This window comes from Hafnia alvei (assembly GCF_900095695.1).
Taxonomy (GTDB): Bacteria; Pseudomonadota; Gammaproteobacteria; order Enterobacterales; family Enterobacteriaceae; genus Hafnia; species Hafnia alvei_B.
Map to the genome: position 1 here is coordinate 39,976 of NZ_FMIQ01000004.1, position 25,242 is coordinate 65,217.

The 25,242-nt window shown below is 49.5% G+C and carries 18 protein-coding genes and 1 pseudogene; 15 read left to right on the forward strand and 4 right to left on the reverse strand.

Annotated features, from left to right (window positions below; genetic code table 11):
• Nucleotides 1-179 precede the first annotated feature (179 nt).
• Entirely contained in the window at nt 180-1,541 is a 1,362-nt protein-coding gene (gene adiC, locus BN1044_RS00940; protein WP_072307171.1) for an arginine/agmatine antiporter, read from the forward strand.
• A gap of 69 nt (nt 1,542-1,610) precedes the next feature.
• Here the strand turns inward: adiC and BN1044_RS00945 are convergent, their stop codons facing one another.
• Nucleotides 1,611-2,024, reverse strand: coding sequence for an ACT domain-containing protein (locus BN1044_RS00945; RefSeq protein ID WP_072307172.1), 414 nt, complete (start codon nt 2,022-2,024; stop codon nt 1,611-1,613).
• A gap of 129 nt (nt 2,025-2,153) precedes the next feature.
• Here BN1044_RS00945 and idi point away from each other — a divergent pair, with 129 nt between their 5' ends.
• The 5 genes and pseudogenes from idi to BN1044_RS00970 all read left to right on the forward strand — a co-directional run bounded on the left by idi (nt 2,154) and on the right by BN1044_RS00970 (nt 8,012).
• Nucleotides 2,154-2,663, forward strand: a complete 510-nt coding sequence (gene idi, locus BN1044_RS00950) for an isopentenyl-diphosphate Delta-isomerase (RefSeq protein WP_072307173.1) — start codon at nt 2,154-2,156, stop codon at nt 2,661-2,663.
• 333 nt (nt 2,664-2,996) lie between these two features.
• A complete protein-coding gene (bhsA, locus tag BN1044_RS00955) occupies nt 2,997-3,254 on the forward strand; it encodes a multiple stress resistance protein BhsA (RefSeq protein WP_072307174.1) in 258 nt (85 codons plus the stop codon).
• A gap of 207 nt (nt 3,255-3,461) precedes the next feature.
• Nucleotides 3,462-4,286, forward strand: coding sequence for a pyrroline-5-carboxylate reductase (proC, locus tag BN1044_RS00960; protein ID WP_139130865.1), 825 nt, complete (start codon nt 3,462-3,464; stop codon nt 4,284-4,286).
• Nucleotides 4,287-4,532: 246 nt separating this feature from the next.
• The gene (gene eptB, locus BN1044_RS00965; RefSeq protein ID WP_072307175.1) at nt 4,533-6,200 is read left to right on the forward strand and encodes a kdo(2)-lipid A phosphoethanolamine 7''-transferase; all 1,668 of its coding nucleotides are present in this window, start codon (nt 4,533-4,535) and stop codon (nt 6,198-6,200) included.
• A gap of 251 nt (nt 6,201-6,451) precedes the next feature.
• A pseudogene (locus tag BN1044_RS00970) lies at nt 6,452-8,012 on the forward strand (methyl-accepting chemotaxis protein).
• 55 nt (nt 8,013-8,067) lie between these two features.
• On the opposite strand, the gene BN1044_RS00975 reads toward BN1044_RS00970, so the two are convergent.
• From BN1044_RS00975 to ygjJ, 3 genes are all read right to left on the reverse strand, one after another.
• A complete protein-coding gene (locus BN1044_RS00975; RefSeq protein WP_072307176.1) occupies nt 8,068-8,556 on the reverse strand; it encodes a YbaK/prolyl-tRNA synthetase associated domain-containing protein in 489 nt (162 codons plus the stop codon).
• 81 nt (nt 8,557-8,637) lie between these two features.
• A complete protein-coding gene (gene ygjK / locus BN1044_RS00980; protein ID WP_072307177.1) occupies nt 8,638-11,007 on the reverse strand; it encodes an alpha-glucosidase in 2,370 nt (789 codons plus the stop codon).
• A 9-nt stretch (nt 11,008-11,016) separates the two neighbouring features.
• The gene (gene ygjJ / locus BN1044_RS00985; protein WP_139130866.1) at nt 11,017-12,084 is read right to left on the reverse strand and encodes a protein YgjJ; all 1,068 of its coding nucleotides are present in this window, start codon (nt 12,082-12,084) and stop codon (nt 11,017-11,019) included.
• A gap of 208 nt (nt 12,085-12,292) precedes the next feature.
• On the opposite strand from ygjJ, the gene ebgR reads away from it, so the two are divergent.
• From ebgR to dppF, 9 genes are all read left to right on the forward strand, one after another.
• On the forward strand, nt 12,293-13,270 hold the full coding sequence (ebgR, locus tag BN1044_RS00990; RefSeq protein WP_072307179.1) for a transcriptional regulator EbgR: 978 nt from the start codon (nt 12,293-12,295) through the stop codon (nt 13,268-13,270).
• A gap of 137 nt (nt 13,271-13,407) precedes the next feature.
• Nucleotides 13,408-16,467 carry a beta-galactosidase subunit alpha gene (gene ebgA, locus BN1044_RS00995; RefSeq protein ID WP_072307180.1) on the forward strand — a complete coding sequence of 1,020 codons (3,060 nt, stop codon included), beginning with the start codon at nt 13,408-13,410 and terminating at the stop codon, nt 16,465-16,467.
• 13 nt (nt 16,468-16,480) lie between these two features.
• A complete protein-coding gene (locus BN1044_RS01000) occupies nt 16,481-16,933 on the forward strand; it encodes a beta-galactosidase subunit beta (RefSeq protein WP_072307181.1) in 453 nt (150 codons plus the stop codon).
• 161 nt (nt 16,934-17,094) lie between these two features.
• Nucleotides 17,095-18,579 (forward strand): amino acid permease, encoded by a 1,485-nt coding sequence (locus BN1044_RS01005; RefSeq protein ID WP_072307182.1) that lies wholly within the window; start codon nt 17,095-17,097, stop codon nt 18,577-18,579.
• A gap of 590 nt (nt 18,580-19,169) precedes the next feature.
• The gene (gene dppA / locus BN1044_RS01010; RefSeq protein ID WP_072307183.1) at nt 19,170-20,798 is read left to right on the forward strand and encodes a dipeptide ABC transporter periplasmic-binding protein DppA; all 1,629 of its coding nucleotides are present in this window, start codon (nt 19,170-19,172) and stop codon (nt 20,796-20,798) included.
• Nucleotides 20,799-20,971: 173 nt separating this feature from the next.
• Nucleotides 20,972-21,991, forward strand: a complete 1,020-nt coding sequence (gene dppB / locus BN1044_RS01015; RefSeq protein ID WP_040044429.1) for a dipeptide ABC transporter permease DppB — start codon at nt 20,972-20,974, stop codon at nt 21,989-21,991.
• Between the two features lie 11 nt (nt 21,992-22,002).
• Nucleotides 22,003-22,908 (forward strand): dipeptide ABC transporter permease DppC, encoded by a 906-nt coding sequence (gene dppC / locus BN1044_RS01020; RefSeq protein ID WP_040044430.1) that lies wholly within the window; start codon nt 22,003-22,005, stop codon nt 22,906-22,908.
• A gap of 69 nt (nt 22,909-22,977) precedes the next feature.
• Complete coding sequence (dppD, locus tag BN1044_RS01025; protein WP_043489675.1) at nt 22,978-23,958, forward strand: dipeptide ABC transporter ATP-binding protein; 981 nt, start codon at nt 22,978-22,980, stop codon at nt 23,956-23,958.
• Nucleotides 23,955-24,962 carry a dipeptide ABC transporter ATP-binding subunit DppF gene (gene dppF, locus BN1044_RS01030; RefSeq protein ID WP_072307184.1) on the forward strand — a complete coding sequence of 336 codons (1,008 nt, stop codon included), beginning with the start codon at nt 23,955-23,957 and terminating at the stop codon, nt 24,960-24,962. Before dppD ends, dppF begins: the two co-directional genes overlap by 4 nt.
• The last annotated feature ends 280 nt before the right edge of the window (nt 24,963-25,242 follow it).

Below are 25,242 nucleotides of genomic sequence, written 5' to 3' on the forward strand. Positions count from 1 at the left end.
AGTTTGAAAAGTTATGTAATCTTTTAATTATTTATCTTTATAAATATTATTTTTAACTAAATTGTCATTGGCTAAAAATATGCCGGAAATGGCGACGTTAGCTGTTTGCTACTGTCATGATTTAACTCTGAGAGTAATATAATTTCTACCAAAAATTCTATTTAACTTAAGGTTAGATTATGTCTTCGGATTCTGAATCTCATAAAGTAGGCCTTATTCCCGTTACCTTAATGGTATCAGGGAACATTATGGGCTCCGGCGTATTTTTATTACCGGCAAACTTAGCCTCCACCGGCGGAATTGCAATCTACGGATGGTTGGTGACAATCATTGGCGCATTAGCGCTTTCAATGGTGTACGCCAAGATGTCGTCTTTAGATCCCAGTCCCGGCGGTTCTTATGCTTATGCCCGTCGTTCTTTTGGCCCATTCCTCGGTTATCAAACCAACGTGCTGTATTGGTTAGCCTGTTGGGTGGGGAATATCGCGATGGTGGTAATTGGCGTTGGCTACCTCAGTTATTTCTTCCCTATATTGAAAGATCCGATGGTGTTGACCATTGCCTGCGTTGTCGTGCTGTGGATCTTCGTGTTGCTCAATATTGTTGGGCCACAGATGATCACCCGTGTTCAAGCGGTGGCGACGGTATTGGCGCTGATCCCAATCGTGGGGATTGCGGTGTTCGGCTGGTTTTGGTTTCGCGGTGAAACCTATATGGCAGCGTGGAACGTCAGTGGTCAAGGCACATTTGGCGCCATCCAGAGCACCTTGAGCGTAACCTTATGGTCATTTATCGGGGTAGAGAGTGCCTCAGTGGCGGCTGGCGTGGTTAAAAATCCGAAGCGCAACGTTCCGATTGCAACCATTGGCGGGGTGCTGATTGCCGCCGTGTGTTATGTGTTATCTACCACCGCGATTATGGGGATGATCCCGAATGCGGCACTGCGTGTTTCTGCTTCACCTTTCGGTGATGCGGCGCGTATGGCGCTTGGTAATACAGCAGGCGCGGTAGTTTCATTCTGTGCAGCAGCGGGCTGTTTGGGCTCATTAGGTGGCTGGACGCTGCTGGCAGGCCAAACGGCGAAGGCCGCGGCTGATGATGGCTTATTCCCACCCATTTTCGCCAAAGTTAACAAGGCGGGTACACCGGTTGCAGGTTTGCTGATAGTTGGTGTACTCATGACTATTTGTCAGTTCGGCAGTATTTCACCGAATGCGGCGAAAGAGTTTGGTTTGGTTTCGTCGGTGAGTGTGATCTTTACGTTGGTGCCTTACCTTTATACCTGTGCGGCATTGTTGCTGCTAGGCCACGGCCACTTCGGTAAAGCTCGCCCAGTTTATTTGGCGATTGTCAGTATCGCGTTTATCTACTGTATCTGGGCCGTTATCGGTTCTGGTGCGCAGGAAGTGATGTGGTCGTTCGTGGTACTCATGGTTATCACGGCGCTTTATGCCTTGAACTATAACCGCCAACATAAAAATCCTTATCCGCTGGATAATACGAATCCCGATGGTTCGCTAAAAGCATCGGCAAAAAACTGAGTTAAAAATTTTATCACTTGATTTTCGCCCGCATCGGCTACGCCTCTGCGGGTTTTTTTATTGGTCTATTTAGGCCAGAGCGCAGCGCTGCTGCAGCTGGGTCAGGACTGTTAGAGCGCGCTGTGCGTCGGCGGCAGGAATGAAAATGTGGTCATGATAATAAGCGGCCACAACGTTGGCGCTGATACCCGCCTGAGCGAGTTCAGTGGCAATTGCGGCGGTTAGCCCAACGGCCTCAAGGCTAGAATGAACCGTGAGCGTGATTTGACGGAAGTCTGCACTGGTATCGAGGCCAGCCGTCTGTGCGCCTTCGCGAGTTAAAATCAGCGTGATCCCTTCGGCTTCTAAAAAAAGCCCCAGCGGGTTTAGCGCGGCGGCTTGTTCCAACGTAAGTGATTGGCTGGTACAAAAAACGAAAGCTTGGGTGTTGAGTGTCGGCTCCATCGAGGCCAGAAGCTGAGTAATATCTTTAATGCCGCTCATGTGGGTATCTCCTTAATATTTTTGCGCTAGATTAGCGGGCGATCGATGTGGCGTTAAATTAAAAAAAGTTTGCAACAATTAGGTATGCTAATAGGAGTACGTCGTAACACTATGAGAGAGGGGAAGGTCATGATTGAAGTGATTCTGGTTGATGAAAACGATATGCCGATTGGCAGAATGGAAAAGCTCGCGGTTCATCAGCAGGGACTCTTGCATCGAGCCATCTCCGTGTACATTTTTAACGATCATAATGAGCTATTGATCCAGCGGCGTGCGGCGGAAAAATATCATGCAGGCGGCCAGTGGAGTAATACCTGCTGCGGTCACCCGCTCCCCGGTGAAGATACCCAAGAAGCGGCGATGCGGCGGCTCTATCAAGAAATGGGGATGGCGTGTGCGCTGCACGAATCTTTTGAACTAAGTTACTGCCTCGACGTTGGGGGAGGGCTCACTGAACACGAGCTGGCACATGTTTTTATTGGTCACAGCAACGTGGTTCCGCAGCTTAACGCAGAAGAGGCCGATGCTTTTGCTTATCATCCAGTGGATGAAATTTTAGAGCAAATGCGGCTCGAGCCTGAGCGTTTTACGCCGTGGTTTAGGCTGTGTCTGCCGAAAGTCATCGCACATCTCGGCTGATACATCTCGGTTGATGTTATGCGCGGCGCTGACGAATATTTCCTGACACTACCGTCTGTAATGAAATGTCGGCTATGTGATTTTATGTCGATTGGTTCAAAAGTTAGCTTATTGATTGTTTTTAAAGTCTTTTATCTGAAAAAGTTGGTATTTGGCTTGTCTCGTTATCCTCTGACTAAAACTCATACGTAAAGTTGTTTAAATCGCATTCAAAAAAATTGAACAAGAGGCTCAAAACTATCCGATTTTAACTCTCCGTTAACCGATCTATTCTTTAGTCATCGGAAGGCGGGCGCCTTTCAAAACGACAAAATTTCAAGAAAGGTAAACGTTATGAAAATCATCAAAAATTTAGCTGTAGTTTTCGCACTCTCTGCAACCGCATTTGCTGCTACTGCCGCAGACCTCTCTTCTCAGCCAGCGTCTGACATGCAGAAAATGGGCGTAGTGTCGGTCAGTGGCGCAACCAATCTTGACGGTTTGGAAGCTCGCGTAGCGGCTAAAGCTGAACAGGCTGGCGCATCTTCTTACCGCATTATTTCCACCTCTGGGAATAACAAAATGCACGCGACCGCTGAACTGTATAAATAATCGATACTCGCCATACTTGGCGCAGTCTCTGTAGTTCAGAAGCCGTACAGAAAAGGCCTTTCCCAATCAATGGGAAAGGCCTTTTTGTTTTTTATATTCAGGGGAGTGGTTGTGCCTTTCTCGCGGTTTTGGTGGTAGCCTAAGAAATCGCATCTGAAGATGTAAATTTTATTCGGTACAACGGGCGTTATCGCGGAGGACTGCACTGTGGGGATTAACATCGTGGATAAGAAAATCGGTTTTATTGGCTGTGGCAATATGGGCAAGGCGATTTTAGGCGGTCTGGTGGCGAGTAAACTGATCTCACCGGAAAATATCACGGTGTATAACCGTAGTGCGCAAAGCGTTGAGGCGATTAGCCAGGAGTTTGGCAGCCAAGGTGCCAGCAGCGCCGATGAGGTTGCTAAGCAGGCTGATATTCTGATCGTAGGCGTTAAGCCAAATATGATGACGAATGTTTTGGGTGAAATCAGAGAATCGCTCAAGCCAAACGCGATTGTGGTTTCCATTGCCGCAGGTGTCACGCTAGAAACGCTGGAGTTTGCGCTGAAAGATGGGCAAAAAGTGGTGCGCGTGATGCCAAATACGCCGGCGTTGGTGAATGCAGGAATGTCGTCAATTACGCCGAATAAGCAAATGACCGAGGATGAAAGCGCGCTGATTGTGGAAATTTTTAGCAGTTTTGGTAAGGCTGCTATTGTTCCCGAATATCTGATTCATTCCGTGGTGGGCGTCAGTGGCTCAGCACCTGCCTATGTATTTATGTTTATTGAAGCGATGGCTGATGCTGCGGTGTTGGGTGGAATGCCACGCGCTCAGGCCTATCAGTTTGCCGCGCAGGCGGTGATGGGAGCGGCCAAAATGGTGCTGGAAACCGGTAAACACCCCGGTGAGCTCAAAGATATGGTGTGTTCTCCAGGGGGAACCACCATTGAAGCCGTGAAAGTGCTTGAGCAAAAAGGTCTGCGTGCGGCCGTGATGGATGCGATGCAAAGCTGTATGGCGAAGTCAGAAGAGATGAGCCGCCGTTAATTATTACCCGTTTTTACCCCACTATTTGATGCCCCATTTTATGGGGCATTTTCTCAGACAATTCCCCCATATGATTCTTTGCCTAAGTCCGTCACCATAGCCGCGAGGCTGGTGCCGACATTTTTCTGCTGAATAGTCTCTCGCCGATTAAGAACTTTCTTGGTAAATTCCGTCGCCGCATCTGAACGATTTAGAATGCGGTGTGTCTCATGTTTTCTAGGGTTAGCAACAAGGTTTCAGAAAGTAATGCAAAAAATAAAATTGCTATCACAACCAATGCAGGCGCTGCTGTTAGCGATTTATATTGGTATTTTTCTTAATATTCCGGTGTTTTTACGCCGTTTTGACGAAGTCAAAGAGGGTCTCCATTTTTCTAAATGGTTAACGGGAAGTTTAGAGGTGATGGTTGTTCTCCTCTTTACCTTCTTTATTTTGAGAGTGTGTTCGCTGGGAGGACGCTGGTTCTTCAAAATTACGGCGACGCTCATCACGTTGATCTCTGTGGCTGCAAGCTACTACATGACGGCATTTAACGTCGTGATTGGCTACGGCATTATCATTTCCGTATTTTCTCCAGGCGATTTGGGGCTATTCTCTGAGGTTGTCGGCTGGAAGTTTGTGTTGTGGTTTGTCGCCGCCAGTATCATTCCTTTGGCGATCATCTGGCTGGGTTCAGCGCATAACACCTTGCTTGAACAGCTGAAAACACCGGGTAAAAGAATCATATCTTTAGTCGGGATGGCGCTGATCGTTGCCGTGGTCTGGGTACCATTAAACTTAATGGGAACCGCGCAGAAAGAAATAGACCAGAAGAATAACGTTGATATGCCAAGCTATGGTGGCGTGGTGGCTCACTCTTACTTGCCATCAAACTGGCTGGCGGCGTTCGGATTATATGGCTACACCGCGCTGGATGAGCGACAGGATGAAGCCGACTTATTTGATCCAGCGGATCATTTTTCTTACGTTGCGCCTGAAGGGATTGATGATACCTATGTGGTGTTCATCATCGGTGAAACAGCGCGTTGGGATCATATGGGGATTCTAGGCTATGAGCGTGACACCACGCCACAGTTGGCCAAGGAACCTAATCTAGCCGCGTTCCGCGGTGAGTCCTGCGATACATCAACCAAACTTTCCCTGCGCTGCATGTTTGTGCGTGAAGGCGGAACGGAAAACAACGCCCAGCGGACGCTGAAAGAGCAGAATATTTTCTCTGTATTACATCAGCTCGGATTCAGCTCTGAGCTCTTTGCGATGCAGAGTGAGATTTGGTTCTACAACAATACCGATTCAGATAACTTTTCGTTCCGAGAGCTTATCGCGGCAGAACATCGTAACGATGGGAAACCGGTTGACGATATGCTGTTGGTGGAAGAGTTGCAGAACTCATTACAAAAGTATCCGAAGGGTAAACATTTAGTGGTGCTGCATACGTCGGGTTCCCACTATTTGTATACGCAGCGTTACCCGCGTAGCTATGCGAAGTTCAAGCCAGAGTGTATGGGCGTGGATGACTCTTGTACCAAAGAGCAGCTGATGAACTCCTATGACAACAGCATTTTGTACACTGACAACATGATTAAAAGCGTGATTGATCAGGTGCGTGATAAAAAAGCCTTGGTGTTTTATGCCTCTGATCACGGCGAGTCGATCAGTGATAATGAGCATTTCCACGGTACTCCGCGTGAAATGGCTCCGCCAGAGCAGTTCCGTGTGCCGTTGATGGTATGGGCATCGGATAAGTTCTTAGCTTCAGGTGACAATGCCAAAATGTTTAAGCAGGTGCAAAAGCAGGCAAAGCAGGGGCAGACTCATAGGCATGTTGAGCTGTATGACTCGATTCTGGGTTGCTTAGGCTATACCTCGCCAAACGGCGGAATTAATCAAAACAACAACTGGTGTCGTTTTTAATTCAATAAGTTAGTCTTCATGAGCCGAGAGGAACCACTCCTCTCGGCTTTTTTATTCCTAAAAGCCGTTTTCTTCGCATTAAGTTTCTCTCAAGTTCCCTTCTGGCATGCCGATAGACTGATCAATCTTCAGTCAGTTTCCTCTGTTCATAATTTACTCTCCGTAGAGAGGGGCATTTTGTACTGGCTGAGAGAGATACCACATCTGATGTCTTCTTTTGCAGGCTCTTTCATTCCTAGGGATACAACTATATGAGTAAACACCTGACAGTTCGTGGTGGGCTGGCACTCATCATGCTGGTTTATACGCTATTGCTGCTGATGATCAGCATTATCGGCATTCAATCGGTTCGCCAAATTAATCAAAGACTGGCCGTTGTGAATCAGGTGCAGGCCGAAGAGCTGAGCCCACTAGCAGCCAGCTTTAATGCCACGCTACGGGCACGTACGGCGGGTGCATTATCCGTTAATGGAGATGGGTAAATTAGCGGCGGCAGACGATAGCCGCCTACGGGCGGAGAAATTGATCGGTGAGGCTGATGCATCTATGCAGAAATTTACCGATCTGAAAAAACTGACGCCGCGCGGTGCGCAACTGAGCGCCGAGCTGGAAAATACCTACCAAATCTACGTCAATCAGGCGTTGCGCCCTATGCTGCAGGCGCTTAAAGCCAATGATAGCGCGGCTTATTACGCATTATTAGAAGATCAGTTGCGCAATTTATCTGCCAATTTTGATCAGGACCTGCGTGATTTCCGTGGTTTTGCCGATGAAGTTGGCCAAAAGGCACTGTCAGACGCGCAACATGACTATCAACGCGACCTGATTATTATCAGCGTATCTTTCGCATTTTCGTTGCTGATTGGCGCGCTATGTTGGGTTGCGTTGCGCAAAATCATCCTGAATCCATTGGAAAGTTTAGACGGGCATGTTTCCCTGATTGCCAGTGGTGATTTGTCTCAAGATCTTGAGAGCGAAGGAAAATCAGAAATTGCCAAGCTGGGACGCCGCGTGCTCACAATGCAGACTTCGCTGGCAGATACGGTCAGTCAGGTGCGTGATGCCAGTATGCAGGTCGACGTTGGGGCAAAAGAGCTGACCGTTGGCAACAGGAACCTGTCGCAACATACAGAAGAGCTGGCCGCCTCGCTGGAGGAGACCGCCGCGAGCATGGAGCAGTTGACCGCAACGGTGAAACAGAATGCGGACAATGCCGAACAGGCTAATCAGCTGGCAGGGAATGTTTCTCATACCGCCGATAAAGGGGCGGAGATCGTCAGTGAAGCCATTGCCCGTATGCAGGGGATCTCGAACAGTTCACAGAAAATTGCCGACATTATCAGCGTGATTGACGGGATCGCCTTCCAAACTAATATTCTCGCTTTAAACGCCGCCGTTGAAGCTGCTCGCGCGGGTGAACAAGGGCGTGGGTTTGCGGTGGTTGCTGGTGAAGTGCGTAACTTGGCGCAGCGCAGCGCTCAATCAGCCAAAGAGATCAAAACGCTGATTGAAGATTCTGCTCGTCGGGTGAAAGAGGGCTCATCGATGGTGACCAACGCGGGTGATACCATGGCCGATATCGCCAAGGAGATTCGTCAGGTTACGGCGCTGATGAGTGAAATTTCTGAGGCTTCTCACGAGCAAAGTCGCGGTATTGAGCAGGTGAATCAGGCGATTTCACAGATGGATCAGGTGGCGCAACAAAATGCGGCGCTGGTGGAAGAGTCTGCCGCAGCGACCGGTTCTTTAGAGGAGCAAAGCGGAAATCTGATGCAAAGCATGAGCGTGTTTAGGCTCACGGCGAACGGATAATCAACACCAACCTCCCCTTGTTTCTTAAGCTGCAAAGGGGAGGTTTTCGCGCGACCTATTCGGCGCGAATAAACGTGACCAACTTAGGTTGAGCGATGCGCTGATAGTCCTGCGTGTTGAGGATCAGTGAACGCTCAAGCGTACCGGCGTTAAATGCTAATTCATCGAAGCGTTGAAATAACAGCGGATCGGCCACCAATAACAAGTCTGGGTGGAAGCTAAAAGGCGGAATTGCACCAAATACGCAGTCGGTTAATGCATCGACTTCCACCGGGCTGGCTAATGACGCTCGGGTGCCGCCGATGCCGTGCGCTAACGCGCTGAGATCGGCCTGTTGGTCGGCGGGCAGTATGGCTAAAACATGTTGCTTAATCCCGTTTCCCTTCACATGGCAGACTAGCGCCTTGGCTCCCTGTCCAAGCTGGGTGCCGCGAATTTTTGCCACTTCTTCAGATTTTCCCGCCATAGGGTGTTCTACAACGCGGTAACGAGCCTGATGCTCATCAAGCAGAGCCGTTAAACGCGCAAATGTTGCTATCGACATGCTATCTCTCCTGAGTCGCTGTTCACTCCACATCTTTCTCGAAGTTACTTGGCGACATTTCTGGTGTTATTTCATGTTGCACTATTTTTGCGTGAAAAAATCGTTGTACAACATATAAAGATGAGCGGCGCTCCAAGAGAAATTCGGTGCGCCTTGCTGCTCGCCGTTAAGCGGATTGTAGTTTTCGCGAATTGGACCATCAGCGATCAGGCCATTGGCATGAGCAAAGAAGCGATTTGCCATTTCCACCGCGTCAGTACGATATCCATAGCGTTCCATGCCTTTTAGCCCGAAGTAGAGCTGATCCACCCACACGCGTCCGCGCCAGTAAATATCCGCGCCAAATGCCGGGTTGGTGAGGGCGGCGGTGCCGAGCGGCACATAGGTATTAAACTCTTTCGGGTCTTTCATGATTTTCACCACGGCATCGGCATGTGCCTGAGTTGCCGCGCCGTTAAACAGCGGTGACCAGCCTTCGGGCCCTTTGCCACGTGCGACTATCGGTTTACCCGCACAGCCATTTGCCAACGATTTAGCTTCGATGCGAATGTCGTAATAGAAGCCGGTCGCGTCATCGAACATGCAGGTGTTGATGTAATCGGCCAGTTTTTTAGCGTGCTCGCGGTATTTCTGCGCGTCATCCTTTTTACCCAGAATATCGGCCATTTCAGCCAGATAGCTGCTATCGCTGTACATATAGCTGGCCTGATCCACCGACTCTTGCAAAAGCGAATAACCCAACAGCGTGCCATCAGAAGCGCGATTTTCGGCGAAAAGCACCTGCCAGTCTTCGCGTTTACCGCCTTTATCCACATAACGCTGCAACTGATCGGGCTCGATAAAACCGAATACCGCTGCGCCATCGCGTCCAGATTCCCATGCGGCTGCAACCTGTGCGGGAATATCAATGCTGTCATACTTTCCGCTGCGCAATACGCGGTTGTAATTGTCCAGACCCACCATTTTTTGTTCTTTGTTGCCGCGTTTAACGGTAAAGATCATTTCACCTTTGGCTGTGTTATGCGCTTTGTCGCGCGTTGCGCCATATTCAGGTACGCCATTTTGGTTGTGGTCACGGTTGCGCAACCACCAGTCGTGGTAGGCCACCAGATGCGGGTACATTTCTTCAAGCCAGCCTTTATCGCCGGTCGTTTTGTACACTTCCATGACAGACCAAGCCGCAAGGCTCGGTTTGGTGTTGCGTTCATTCCAGTTACTGCCATCGCCGCCGCGTTCCGGACTGGTGTTATAGGCGAGCAGATCGGGCACAAAACCCGCATCCCACGGGCGAACAGGATCGTCAGCCGCAATCTGCCAAGCGAACACGGCGCGAATGTTATCTTTGGCGACGTCAGGGTTGAAATGCGCCATGGCATAAGCTTGTTTCCAAGTGTCCCACGGCCAAGTTTGGTTGCCGGAGAACCAGCGTCCGGTCACAGACGGAGTCACCGAATCAAATTTCATCGCCCCGGCAACACTACGCCAGTTACCGTTTAGCGTCTCGATAGCTTTAACGGCGACTCTGGTTTGCGCAGGTGTCGCATCAGGATTGTTCAACCCTGTTTTCAAATAGCCCTCCCAGCGTTGCTCCGATGCTGCGAGGTACGCCTGAGGATGCTTGAGAATATCGGCAATTTTGCTCTGTTCTTTTTGGACTTCGGCAGCGGTCAGTAAATGAGAGTAGGTGGTGTAAACCGTGGTTGATCGCTCAATGTTCGCTTTAGCGACAAAACTGTGTCCGTTGATTTGCGTGTTCATCGGTAACGTTTTATGGATTTGGTATTGGGAGTCACCGGAAGTCATTAGATTTGCGTCGGCGCGCACTTTACCAAAGGTAACATTCAGGCCGTCTGTCGTGGCATGCAACGTTCGAGTGTAGCTAGGAAACGCCTGCTCAATGGTTTTATCCGACTGCGGTTTCTGTTCTTGAAGATGATATTTTTCCAGCAGCTCGCCATCCCAAACCAGCTCGAGTGGTGCGTCGGTGGTGATTTCGGTCGCCAACAAAGAAGTGCGGGAAGTGACAAAACGCAGCGTCATTTTTACGTGAACGTCAGGTGCGGTCAGTGTCTGAACAAGCGCACCAGGAATGCTGTACGCCTGCAGGGTAAACGCCACTTTCTGGCCGTTTTTAATCACGCTCAGACGGTCGAAATTGTCGGCCATAAAGTTGATATATTCTTCGGTAAGCAGCGCAGGACCGGGGAATCCGCCCATGCCTTCACTGCTTGCCGGTAATAAATGACCATGCCATGCGCCGTCATCAAATAATGGATTGAAGCGCTGATGCTCGTCAAAGTCGTAATCGAGCATGGCATGTGGCGCGCCGGTATGGTTAATCACATTTTTATAGTCGTTGGCTTGTAATGGCGTGGTGTCTTGGTGAGTCGTTTTACATCCAGCCAGTATCAGCACGGCTGCGAGGGGAGCAAGATGGAATAATGTTTTCATGTTGTATCCTTACCAATAGAAATATTGCATCAGAAATACTGAGTTGCTGGCATCCGTGCTGTCGTTACGCAGATAAAAACGGCTGTCGAGAGCGGTGGCAAATTTACCGTCAAAGTATTCGTACCAGATACCAAACTGCGCATAAGAAGTGGTTTGGTCCTCAGCATTATCTAGCCAATGCTTGGCATAACTCCACGCGGTGGAAAGGTAAAGCCCTTTGCTTGGTTCAACCATGCCGCTAATCATCATCCCGCTTTCGGAGCCTGGGTTATGACCATCGCCTTTGCCGGTATGATGCCAAACGCGTCCAGCGAGATGCTTACTCTGCAAACCCAGCAGATAGAGTTGCCCTGTGCCATCGGTGATTTCCAGCCCGTTAAGCAGGGTTAAATCTGGCCGAATATCGTATTGAAGATAACCGTTGATCATCGCCTGATACGTGTATTTATCTGAATAACGGTCATATTTACCGAAATGGAGCCACGCTTTGCTTTCGTCAACACGGCTTTCTGGGGCCGCGGTGATGCTGTAGCGTAAATCTCCGGTGAGATTTTGTACTTTAGCGGCATAGGTTAAATCGCGAGTATTGGGGATCACATAGCCATATTCCGGCGTGAAGTCACCCCACCATTGCAAGTCGTCCAGTGATGAATCGTTGCGCCCACTTAATATCCACTCGGTGCCTTTATCGGTGCGGTAGCCACCGTAAAAACGGTTTATGCCGCCTTCGAAGCCGCCCCAGCTGTGGTCTGGTACCCACGCGTTGCCCTGATGGTCAGCCTGAACTGTCCAGCCTTCGCCATAGAGCAAACCAAACCAGTTGCCGTGTTTGACCTCCAGTCCTCCTTCTATGTAGGTGCCGTCACTGTATTTGTGCTTATCATCTCCGTTTAGATAAACACTGCCGCCTAACCCCATTTCGCCATAAAAGCGGAATGCGGTTTCGGCATTGCTGGCAGAGATATCCGGTGGGGTGGGCATTTGTCGCTCTGCGGGTTCAATAGTTTCAGCCGCCTGCAACATTCCTATCGGTATGAACAATAAAGCCAGTGGAGTCCGTAATAAATTTTTAACCATGAAATCCATTCCTTGTCGTAATCACTGCATTCATGCGGTGCAATGGAAATCATCTTAGTTAAAATTTTACTAAAAAATACACTAAAATTAGTAAAGCGATAGCTTGATCACAACTTCAAATGGCGGGTGAATGGGTTAAATACAGCGGTATACATGCTACTATTGTGCCATTGAGCTATTGTTTTCATCTGATGATTATTGGGATTTTATGGCTACATTGAAGGAAATCGCGAAGGCGGCTCAGGTCTCGGTGGCGACGGTTTCACGGGTGCTAAATGACGATCCCACGTTGAGTGTGAAAAGTCAGACACGCCAGAAAATCCTCGAAGCTGCAGAACGCCTAGAATACAAAGTCCCCAGCGCCAAGCGTCAGGCCAATCAATACCTGACTTTTGCCGCACTTTATACTCATGGTAAAGAGCTGGAAATTAACGATCCTTATTACCTAGCGATGCGTTATGGTATTGAAACTCAATGTGAAAAATTGGGAGTTACTCTGGTTTCTTGCTACGACTTTAAAGGTGACGGCTCCTTGCCAGTTGCCGATGGTTTACTGATTATTGGTAAACCCCAGCCCGCAGCCCAAGAGATTCTTGAACAGCAAGAATTACCGTTGGTGTATCTTGATGGTGTGACTGACGATCCTCGTTTTGACTGTATCAGCGTCGACTTAACTCGAATCAGCCAGAAAGTGATCGACTATTTTATTTCGCGTGGCTATCGACGTATCGGATTTATTGGTGGTCGTGATGATGAAGAGTATGCCGACCCGCGTGAACTGGCGTTTGTTGAGTACGGGCGCAGCAAAAATGTTGTTCAGCCGCAAGATGTCTACTATGGCGATTTCAGCAGCCAAGCGGGTTATCAGTGTGCGATGAAAATGCTTTCTACATCAGATAATTACCCGCCTGCCTTGTTTGTCGCGACGGACTCCATCGCTATCGGTGTGTTGCGTGCACTGCATGAACATGAAATTAAAGTGCCACAGCAAATCGCGTTGATTAGCGTGAACGATATTCCTACCGCTCGCTTTGTGTTCCCGGCGCTTTCTACGGTGCGCATTCATTCTGAAACCATCGGCGCACAGGCCGTAAACCTACTGATGGAGCGCATTCGAGACGATCGTACCATTCCACTTTCGGTCTTTGTTCCAAGCTCTTTGCAGCTACGTGATACGACAATTTAACCGTATTTGACCCAGTGATGCGTTCTGGATCACAGGACGATTTATTGTGATCGTTGCGACATTTAGTAAACCATAGCTTTTTATTTTACTAAATATTTACTATTGTTTTCCCAACCCCACGTAAAGAGGATGTTGGCGTGAACAATTGGGAAAACATAGAAAAACAATCTGAGAATCGGCTGCCAGCACGAGCTTGGTTCCATAGCTACGATAGCGAAGAGCAGGCGAAAGGACTGGACCGTTCCGCAAGCCAAGGCTTTATGCTGCTAAGCGGAAAATGGGCGTTTAACTACTTCGACCATCCGGAAAAGGTGCCGGCTGAATTTTACCATCAGCCGATGGCTGAATGGGGTGACATCACCGTTCCGGGCATGTGGCAGATGGAAGGCCACGGCAAACTGCAATATACCGACGAAGGTTATCCGTTCCCGATTGATGTGCCATTTGTTCCCACCAACAACCCTACGGGTGCCTATCAGCGCCAGTTCTCTCTCCCTGCTGAGTGGCTACAGCGTCAAATCATTATTAAGTTCGATGGTGTTGAAACCTACTTTGAAGTCTACCTCAATGGTCACTATGTCGGATTCAGCAAAGGCAGCCGCCTGAGCGCCGAATTTGATCTCAGCCCTTATGCGCAAGCCGGCGAGAACCTACTTGCGGTGCGGGTAATGCAATGGGCGGATTCTACCTATATTGAAGATCAGGATATGTGGTGGATGGCGGGAATTTTCCGCGACGTTTACCTGATTGGTCAGCCGCAAGTTCATCTGCATGACTTAACGGTCGTGACTGAATTTGATGAAAACTACTGCGATGCGGAACTCCAGATCTGCTGCGTGCTTAATAATAACTCCACCGCACCAGCCGCTGGTTTACAGCTCCACGCACAGTTGTTTGATGGCGATAAATGTGTCGCTGAGCAGCATCAAAGTGCAGATGCTTTAAGTTGCCGGTTTTCGATGCGGGTCACACAGCCTAAGCAATGGAATGCCGAACAACCTAACCTCTATTTGCTGCTGTTAACCCTGCGTGATAGCCACGGCGACATTGTCGAAGTTGTACCCCAGCAAGTTGGATTCCGTGACATCAAAGTGCGCAATGGTCTGTTCTATGTGAATGGCCGCTATCTGAAACTGCATGGTGTAAATCGCCACGATCATGATCATAAAAAAGGCCGAGCGGTCGATATGGCGCGCGTTGAGCGCGACATTATTTTGATGAAGCAACACAACATCAACTCCGTTCGTACAGCTCATTACCCAAACGACCCGCGCTTTTACGCGTTGTGCGATCGATACGGCCTGTTTGTGATGGCTGAAACGGATTTAGAAAGCCACGGCTTTGCAAATATTGGCGATATAAGCCGTATTACTAATGACCCCGTGTGGGAGCAGGCCTACGTAGAGCGCATTGAGCGCCACGTTATGGCGCAGAAAAATCATCCTTCTATCATTATTTGGTCGCTCGGCAATGAGTCGGGTTACGGCTGCAATATTCGAGCGATGGCGGCTCGCTGTAAGCAACTCGACCCAACGCGGTTAGTTCATTATGAAGAAGACCGCGACGCAGAAGTTGTCGACGTTATCAGCACCATGTATTCGCGCGTCTCGATGATGAATGCATTTGGTGAGTACCCGCATCCGAAACCTCGCATCCTGTGCGAGTACGCTCATGCAATGGGCAACGGACCCGGCGGGTTGGCGCAATATCAGGCGGTTTTCAATCAGCATGAAAGCCTACAGGGCCATTACATTTGGGAATGGTCTGACCACGGTTTGCTGGTACATGACGAGCAAGGGCGTGAGCGTTATCAGTACGGCGGCGATTACGGCGACTTCCCGAATAATTATAACTTCTGCATGGATGGCCTGATTTATCCCGATCAGCGTCCAGGACCGGGGCTGCGGGAATACAAACAGGTGCTGTGCCCGGTCAATATTAGCTCGACAGACCAACCTGATGTGTTGCTGGTGGAAAACCGCTACTGGTTCAGCGCGATAAACGATATTGAATTACAGGTCAGTTATCAGATTGATGGTGAACTTATCGCGCAGCAAACGTTGGCTGCACCTTGTATACAACCAGGGGAAAAAGAAGAACTGCAGCTGGCTACACCCTCTCTGCCTGCGGGCGAAGTGTTTATCAATGTGGCAATCGTTAAGCGTAGTGCGACGTGCTACAGCGAAGCGCTGCATACCCTCGGTCACTTTCAAATTTTGCGTCAGCCAGCGGAGTCTCGCGAACCGTTGCCGCTTCGCAAACTGGGTGCATTACGTAATGAAACGCATGGACATCAGCAGGTTATCAGCGGGAATGGTTTTTCACTGACGTTCTGCCGTTTGAGCGGTGAACTGGTTTCATGGTTAGCAGACGGTGAGGAAATTGTTGGGCGAGCACCGCATCTGACTTTCTTTAAACCGACGATTGATAATCATAAACAGGAATTCGAAGGGCTGTGGCAGCCGTACCATATACATCTGATGCAGCATCATTTCCGTGCCATGCGGTGTTTCTCGCAAGGCGAAGATCAGGTTATTGAAATTGACAGCGTCGTTGCACCGCCGGTATTTGATTTTGGTATGCGCTGCACTTATCGCTGGCGAGTCACTCCAGCAGGGCATGTCACGCTGGATTTGTCCGGTACGCCATACGGAAATTATCAGGCCATTATCCCAAAAATCGGCCTCGATTTTGGCATCAACAAGCGCTTTAAACAGGTGGAATATTACGGGCGCGGGCCGGGTGAAAACTACGGTGATAGCTGCCAAAACAACCTGATTGGTCACTATCGCCAGCCGGTCGAAAGCCTGTTTGAAAACTACCCATTCCCGCAGGATAACGGCAACCGGCAAGAAGTGCGCTGGCTTAGCGTTGAGGATGAAAGGGGCAATGGTATTTTCATTCAACCGCGTAAGCCAATTAACTTCAGCCTCTGGCCTTATAGCGCTGAAATGTTGCAGCAGGCGCAGCACATCAACGAGCTGGAAGCGTGTGACTACCTGACGCTAAACCTCGATGACCAAATCCTCGGCCTCGGTTCTAACTCATGGGGTTCCGAAGTGCTCGATTCGTTCCGGGTTTACTTCAAACCGTTCCAATACGGTTTCACGATGGTGCCGTTCCGTAAAGTTGAAACCGCAACGAGCGAACTTGCGAAATATGATTTCCAACCGCAAACCGTACGCACACTTTCTTGATGAGGTAAGGCTAATGATTATTTTTAATACCTTAGACGAGTTCCAGCGTATTTATCGAGAGGGGAAAAAATGGCAGCGTTGTATGGAGGCTATCAATAACCTTAAAAATATTGCTCCTAATATTTTTTATTCGATAGGCGATTCGCTGGTATATCGCCTCGCTGATGGTTCTGTAGAGCCGGTAGAGTTATTTGAAGGAAATCGGCGTTATTTTGATGTGCATTATTATTTAGCCGGACAGGAAACGGTTGAGATTGCGAATAAAAACACGTTAACTCCAGAAATTGCCTATCGCGATGAGAGTGATAGGGAGTTTTATCGTGGCCGAGGCGAGGCTTATTCCCTCAAAGCGGGCAACGTTGTTATTTTCGAAAACCATCAGGCACGCCGCTTTGGGCAAGCGCAAGGCGTGAGGAAGGTTATTCTTCAGGTGACCGTTGAGGAGACGTATTTCCTTAATAAGTAAGCATGGGCTTTGTCGGGTGGGTAAGCGGAGCGCCATCCACTGCATATAGACTCTCGTGGGTGATGCTTCGCTTACCCACCCTACGTTTCTGCGCGGGACATTATTGTCCACGTAGAAAAATCACAATAATAATATCCTGTATTATGTGGAGTGCTACGTCCATGACCTCAACAAACAGAAATACAATTGGGAAGTTCGGGCTATTAGCCATGACATTTGCGGCAGTATTTAGCTTCAATAATGTCATTAATAACAATATTGAATTAGGTATTGCATCGGCACCGGTTTTTTTAGTGGCAACGCTTATTTATTTCATTCCATTTTGTTTGGTTATTGCCGAGTTTGTTTCGCTTAATAAAAACTCTGAAGCGGGCGTTTATGCGTGGGTAAAAAGTGCGTTAGGAGGTCGTTGGGCATTTATTACTGCATACACATATTGGTTCGTTAATTTGTTTTTCTTCACATCGCTACTGCCTAGTGTTATTGCGTATGCATCGTATGCATTCCTTGGCTATGATTATATTTTTACGCCATTGACCACTGCCATCATTAGCATCTGCTTGTTTGCATTTTCGACGTGGATTTCTAACCACGGCGCGAAATTATTGGGACCCATGACGTCTCTCACTTCCACGCTCATGCTGTTGCTGACGTTTTCCTACATTATTCTGGCGGGCGCTACGGTGATTGGCGGTGTAGAACCTGCGGACCCTCTCAACGTAGAGGCGATTACCCCTCATTTTAGCTGGGCGTTTCTTGGGATTATTGCGTGGATTTTTCAGGCAGCAGGCGGTGCCGAGTCTGTGGCGGTGTACGTCAATGACGTAAAAGGCGGCAGCAAAGTTTTTGTGAAAGTGATTATCCTTTCAGGCCTATTCATTGGTGGCTTATATACGGTTTCATCTTTGCTCATTAATGTGTTTGTTCATAAAGCCGATTTGCACTTTACCGGTGGCACGGTTCAGGTGTTTGAAGGGTTAGCACATCATTTTGGCCTGCCTGCGATGTTCATGAAGCGCTTTGTGGGGATTGTGTCTTTCACCGCGATGTTCGGTTCTTTGTTGATGTGGACTGCGGCTCCGGTAAAGATATTCTTCACGGAGATCTCAAGAGGGATTTTTGGTGAGAAAACCGTGCGCTTAAACCAACATGGTGTGCCGACTCGCGCCGCCTGGATTCAGTTCCTGATTGTTATTCCTCTGATGCTTATTCCTACTATTGGCTCAGGCAGCGTACAGGAGTTGATGAATACGTTGATCAACATGACGGCGGCGGCTTCTATGTTGCCCCCACTATTTATCATGCTGGCGTACCTAAACTTACGTATCAAATACGATGAGGTGAATCGCGATTTCCGCATGGGATCGCGGATGCAGGGCATCACTATTGTCAGCGTGCTGATTGTGATTTTCACCGTTGGGTTTATTGCCTCAACCTTCCCGACCGGTGCAAGCATTATGACCATCATGTTTTATAACGTTGGCGGGCTGGTTATCTTCCTTGGTTATGCCTGGTGGAAATATAACAAGTACGAAAAAGGCTTGGACGCGCAGATGCGATATGAAGCCGATACACCGCTGGCGCAAATTGCGCTGGAGCGGCAGCGGGACAACATAACAACAGCGGCTATTCCTGTGAGCCATTAGCTGTGTCATTAAATCAGCCAGCCTGCTAAATCAGACTGGCTTTTCTTGTTCAACCTAAGTGCGATCTTACTTGCCCTGACTTGATGCGAAGTGGCCAAAATAGCTCCCTGAAACAGGGCATCGGACCTCGGATCACAGCATTTCCTCCTGTTGATAACGCAGATCACAAACTCAATTGTTCAGATATTCATCATTTAGCGAGAATTTTTTCAGCAAGTTTGGCAGCTGTATTCTCTATTAAAGATTTGTTACATGGTGAAATGAGGTGATATTTGCGTGGTAGCATAAATTTTAATCCTGTAAATGTTATCAATACGTTTCTTTAATGTTTGTATGCTGTATATCACAGTCCTTGTAAATCACGTTTGGTTATATTGACGTCACCTTAAACACTTGCGAAATTGGTATGCATAAGGTGGGTGATTAACACTGGGATCCCTTTCCGAGTGCTACCCAATGTGGCCCCGAAGAATCGTTCTCTTTGGCATGCGGGTTGCACCTATCCTTGGCTGTCAGCCAAAGCTGCACGGATCGCCTATAAAAAAATAGATCTGGCAGAACACACACATCACACTACGGAGCCAAGCGTTATGTCTTCTCATAAGAACACCTCCACCCGCCGTGGAAAGAAAATTGGTGCGCTGAAGTTGGGGATTGGTCTGGTTGCTCTGGCGCTGGCCGCCGGTGCGCAGGCAAAAACTCTGGTTTATTGTTCAGAAGGTTCACCTGAGGGCTTTAACCCGCAGCTGTTCACTTCGGGCACCACCTACGACGCCAGCTCGGTGCCGATCTACAACCGTTTGGTTGAGTTCAAAACCGGTACTACCGAGATTGAGCCCGGCTTAGCTGAAAAATGGGATATTAGCCCAGATGGTAAAACCTATACTTTCCACCTGCGCAAAGGCGTGAAGTGGCAGGGCAGCAAGCTGTTTACACCAACGCGCGATCTGAACGCTGACGATATCGTGTTCTCCTTTATGCGTCAGAAAGATGATAAAAACCCGTACTACAAAGTCTCTGGCGGTACCTATGAGTATTTCCAAGGGATGGGATTGGGCGAACTCATTAGCAAAGTTGAAAAGGTGGACGATAACACCGTTCGCTTCGAGCTGACGCGTCCTGAATCGCCGTTCTTGGCAGACTTGGCGATGGACTTCGCTTCCATTCTGTCTGCGGAATACGCCGATGCGATGATGAAAGCCGGCACGCCAGAGAAGATTGACCTTGAGCCACTGGGCACTGGGCCATTCCAGCTGGTGCAATACCAGAAAGATTCCAAAATCCTCTACAAACCATTCAAAGATTACTGGGGAACTAAGCCAAAAATCGATCGCTTAGTCTTCTCCATTACGCCGGATGCGTCCGTGCGTTATGCCAAACTGCAAAAAAATGAGTGTCAGGTGATGCCGTATCCAAACCCGGCTGACATTGACCGTATGAAACAAGACAAATCCATTACTCTGATGGAGCAACCGGGGCTGAACGTCGGCTATTTGGCATACAACGTCGAGAAAAAACCGCTGGATAACGTGAAAGTGCGTCAGGCACTGACCATGGCGGTGAACAAAGAAGCGATTATCGACGCGGTATATCAGAAAGCAGGTCAGCCTGCGAAAAACCTGATCCCACCAACCATGTGGAGCTACAACGACAAAATCACCGATTACGCTTACGACCCAGCTAAAGCGAAAGAACTGCTGAAAGAAGCGGGTCTGGCCGACGGTTTTGCTATCGACCTGTGGGCGATGCCGGTTCAGCGTCCATACAACCCGAACGCTCGCCGTATGGCAGAGATGATTCAGGCTGACTGGGCGAAAGTCGGTGTGAAGGCCAAGATCGTGACCTATGAGTGGGGTGAGTACCTGAAACGCGCGAAAGACGGCGAACACCAGACCGTGATGATGGGTTGGACTGGGGACAATGGGGATCCAGACAACTTCTTCGCAACGCTGTTTAGCTGTCAGTCGGCGAAAGACGGTTCTAACTACTCAAGATGGTGCTACAAGCCGTTTGAAGATCTGATCCAGCCTGCACGTGCTGAATCCGACCACGAAAAACGCACCGAGCTTTACAAGCAGGCTCAGGTAGTGATGCATGACCAAGTGCCTGCACTGATCATTGCGCACTCTACCGTGTACGAGCCAGTGCGTAAGGAAGTGAAAGGCTATGTGGTTGATCCATTAGGTAAACATCACTTCGATCAGGTGTCTCTCGACTAATTACCACGACCCTTCCCAGCCTCCCCCTTGTCAGGGAGGAGCCGATTGTGCCTAGGCGGGCATTTATATCGTTCTGCTCTCTCCCCTGCGAAGGGGAGGGCTGGGGTGGGGTCTCTGTTAGTCGTAGCTGTACTGTGAGCAATGCTTCATCATAAAAATAGAGAGTACGGGATATGTTGCAGTTCATACTCCGGCGTTTGGGGTTAGTTATCCCAACGTTTATTGGCATTACGTTGTTAACGTTTGCTTTTGTTCACATGATCCCCGGCGATCCGGTCACGATCATGGCAGGGGAGCGCGGGATCTCGGCCGAACGTCATGCTCAGATGATGACGGAAATGGGCTTGGATAAACCGCTGTATCAACAATATTTTCACTACGTCAAAGACGTACTGCACGGTGATTTAGGTACCTCACTCAAAAGCCGCACGCCGGTTTGGGATGAGTTTGTGCCCCGTTTCAAAGCCACGCTAGAGCTGGGTATCTGCGCGATGCTGTTTGCCATTCTCGTCGGTATACCGGTTGGCGTATTAGCTGCGGTGAAGCGCGGCTCCGTTTTCGACCATACCGCTGTCGGCATTTCGCTGACGGGTTATTCCATGCCTATTTTTTGGTGGGGGATCATGCTCATCATGCTGGTATCGGTGCAGCTCAATCTAACGCCCGTATCCGGGCGCATCGATGACAGCGTATTCCTTGATGATAGCCTGCCGCTCACGGGCTTTATGCTGATTGATACCCTTATCTGGGGCGAGCCGGGCGATTTCAAAGACGCGGTCATGCATATGATCCTGCCTGCCATTGTGCTGGGCACTATCCCGCTGGCGGTGATTGTGCGTATGACGCGTTCCTCGATGCTGGAAGTGTTAAGCGAAGACTATATCCGCACCGCGCGCGCCAAAGGTTTAGGGCGTATGCGGGTGATCATTGTACATGCCTTGCGTAATGCGCTGCTGCCGGTGGTTACGGTGATTGGTCTACAGGTTGGCACGTTGCTGGCTGGCGCTATTCTGACTGAAACCATCTTCTCTTGGCCGGGTTTAGGCCGCTGGTTAATCGATGCATTGCAGCGTCGAGATTATCCTGTAGTGCAAGGCGGAGTGCTGCTGGTAGCCATTATGATCATCTTGGTTAACCTGCTGGTTGATGTGCTGTATGGCGTCGTCAATCCACGTATTCGGCATAAGAAATAGGAGGCGCAACGATGTCTAACGTTACAACAACGTCCCCAGCAATGAGCGCGCCTAAACCAATGACGCCGTTTCAGGAGTTCTGGCACTACTTCAAGCGCAACAAAGGCGCGGTGGTGGGATTGGTTTATATCATTATCGTGTTAGTTCTCGCGATCGGTGCCAACGTATTAGCTCCGCATCTCCCCGCAGAACAGTTTCGTGATGCGCTGCTTAAACCTCCTGTTTGGCAAGACGGCGGTAGTTGGAAATTTATCCTCGGTACCGATGATGTTGGCCGTGATGTGCTATCGCGCCTGATTTATGGCGCGCGGCTGTCACTGCTGGTTGGCTGTTTAGTGGTAGTTTTATCGCTGATCCTAGGCGTGGTGTTTGGCCTGCTGGCGGGTTACTTCGGCGGCGTGGTTGATGCGGTCATTATGCGTGTCGTCGATATTATGCTGGCGTTGCCAAGCCTGCTGTTGGCTCTGGTGTTGGTGGCTATCTTCGGTCCTTCAATCGTTAACGCCTCGCTGGCGTTGACGTTTGTTGCCTTGCCGCATTACGTACGCTTAACCCGTGCGGCGGTGCTGGTGGAAGTTAACCGCGACTACGTCACCGCGTCTCGCGTGGCCGGAGCAGGCGCCATGCGCCAGATGTTTATCAATATTCTGCCTAACTGTTTAGCGCCTTTGATCGTGCAGGCGTCGTTAGGATTTTCGAATGCCATCCTCGACATGGCGGCACTGGGTTTCCTCGGTATGGGCGCACAGCCGCCAACGCCTGAGTGGGGAACCATGTTGTCGGACGTGTTGCAGTTTGCGCAAAGTGCGTGGTGGGTTGTGACCTTCCCCGGCCTTGCGATCCTGCTAACGGTATTGGCATTTAACCTGATGGGCGATGGGTTGCGCGATGCGTTAGACCCGCGCTTGAAACAGTAAAAGTCTACTGACACCGCCTTGTGTGAAGCGGGCAACAGAACATAAGTAGATTTTTGGGAGCAGAATATTATGGCTTTATTAGAAGTTAACGAGCTATCAGTTCACTTTGGTGAAAAAGATGCGCCGTTTCGCGCCGTAGATCGTATTAGCTATAGCGTCAATCAGGGTGAAGTAATTGGCATTGTTGGGGAATCGGGCTCTGGTAAATCGGTGAGTTCACTGGCGATTATGGGGCTGATTGATTTTCCCGGTCGCGTGATGGCAAACGGGCTGAGCTTTAACAATATCGATTTACAGAAAATTTCAGAGAAAGAGCGCCGCCAAATCGTGGGGGCGGAAGTCGCCATGATTTTTCAGGATCCGATGACCAGCCTGAATCCCTGCTACACCGTGGGTTTCCAGATTATGGAAGCGCTCAAGGTGCATCAGGGCGGTAATAAAAGCACCCGCCGTCAGCGCGCCATTGACCTGTTAACGCTGGTAGGTATTCCCGATCCAGGTTCGCGCTTGGATGTGTATCCGCACCAGCTGTCCGGTGGGATGAGCCAGCGCGTGATGATTGCGATGGCGATTGCCTGTCGGCCAAAACTGTTAATTGCCGATGAACCAACCACGGCGTTAGACGTCACTATTCAGGCGCAAATTATTGAGCTGCTGCTCGACCTTCAGCAGAAAGAGAATATGGCGCTGGTGCTGATCACGCACGACTTAGCGCTAGTCGCCGAAGCCGCGCATAAAATTATCGTGATGTACGCCGGTCAGGTGGTTGAAGCCGGAACGGCGCAGGAAATATTTCGCACGCCGCGCCATCCGTATACGCAGGCTCTGCTGCGGGCATTGCCTGAGTTTGCCGCCGACAAAGCGCGTTTAGCATCGCTGCCGGGCGTTGTCCCAGGTAAATACGATCGTCCTAACGGCTGCTTGCTTAATCCGCGTTGCCCATATGCGACGGCCTTGTGCCGTGAGGTAGAACCGGAACTTAAGGATATCAACGGACGTAAGGCGAAATGCCATACGCCGCTCGATGATGCGGGGAGGCCAACGCTATGAGTCAGGCAATATTGAATAAACAGGCACCGCTGCTTCAGGCGATTGATCTGAAAAAGCATTATCCGGTGAAGAAAGGAATGTTTGGCGCTGAACGTTTGGTAAAAGCGCTAGACGGCGTTTCTTTCACGCTGGAAAGAGGCAAGACGCTGGCGGTAGTGGGCGAGTCGGGCTGTGGGAAATCCACGCTGGGGCGTTTGCTTACCATGATTGAAATTCCTACCGGCGGCGAGCTGTATTACCAAGGGCAAGATTTATTAAAGCCGGACGCCACGGCGGAAAAGTTACGCCGCCAGAAAATCCAGATCGTGTTTCAGAACCCGTATGCTTCGTTGAATCCGCGCAAGAAAGTCGGCGCGATCCTTGAGGAGCCGCTCACCATCAACACCAAGCTGAGCTCAGCTGAAAGACGTGAAAAAGCGTTGGCGATGATGGCGAAAGTTGGGTTAAAAACCGAGCATTACGATCGCTATCCGCATATGTTTTCCGGTGGTCAGCGCCAACGTATTGCCATCGCGCGTGGGCTGATGCTGAACCCAGATGTTGTCATCGCGGATGAGCCGGTTTCTGCGCTGGATGTTTCGGTGCGGGCGCAGGTTCTGAACCTGATGATGGATTTACAGCAGGAGATGGGCCTATCTTATGTGTTCATCTCTCACGATCTCTCCGTGGTTGAGCATATTGCGGATGAGGTCATCGTGATGTATCTGGGACGTTGCGTGGAAAAAGGGCCGAAGGAAGCGGTGTTCAATAACCCACGTCATCCGTATACCCAAGCGCTGTTGTCGGCAACGCCTCGTCTGAATCCTGATATGCGTCGCGAACGTATTAAGCTGACGGGAGAGTTACCGAGTCCGCTGAATCCGCCTCCGGGTTGTGCGTTTAACGCTCGCTGTAGTCGTGCGTTTGGCACCTGCAAACAGCTGCAACCGCAGCTTAAGCAGTATGGCGATCAGCTTATTGCCTGTTTTGCCGTTGATCAGGATGAGGCTGCGCAGAGCGCATAAAGCGGATTATCCATATACCCCGCCTCCCGCCTACGCATCTCGAAGTAACGCAGGTATAAATGTTTATTTGAAGAGCCTTATATAGGCTCTTTTTTTATGTAAAAAGGATGAGCATATTTTTATAAGTAACTCTGTACAGGAGGTAACTATTAGCATGCAAAAAAAAGAGAAATCAGATTTATTAGTCTGCTAGCGCTCTGGGAAATTTTTCTTAACTAGAAATATCCTAACGGATGTTAATAGTATCCGTCTTAATTGTCGGCTGCCGTTATTCTAAGTG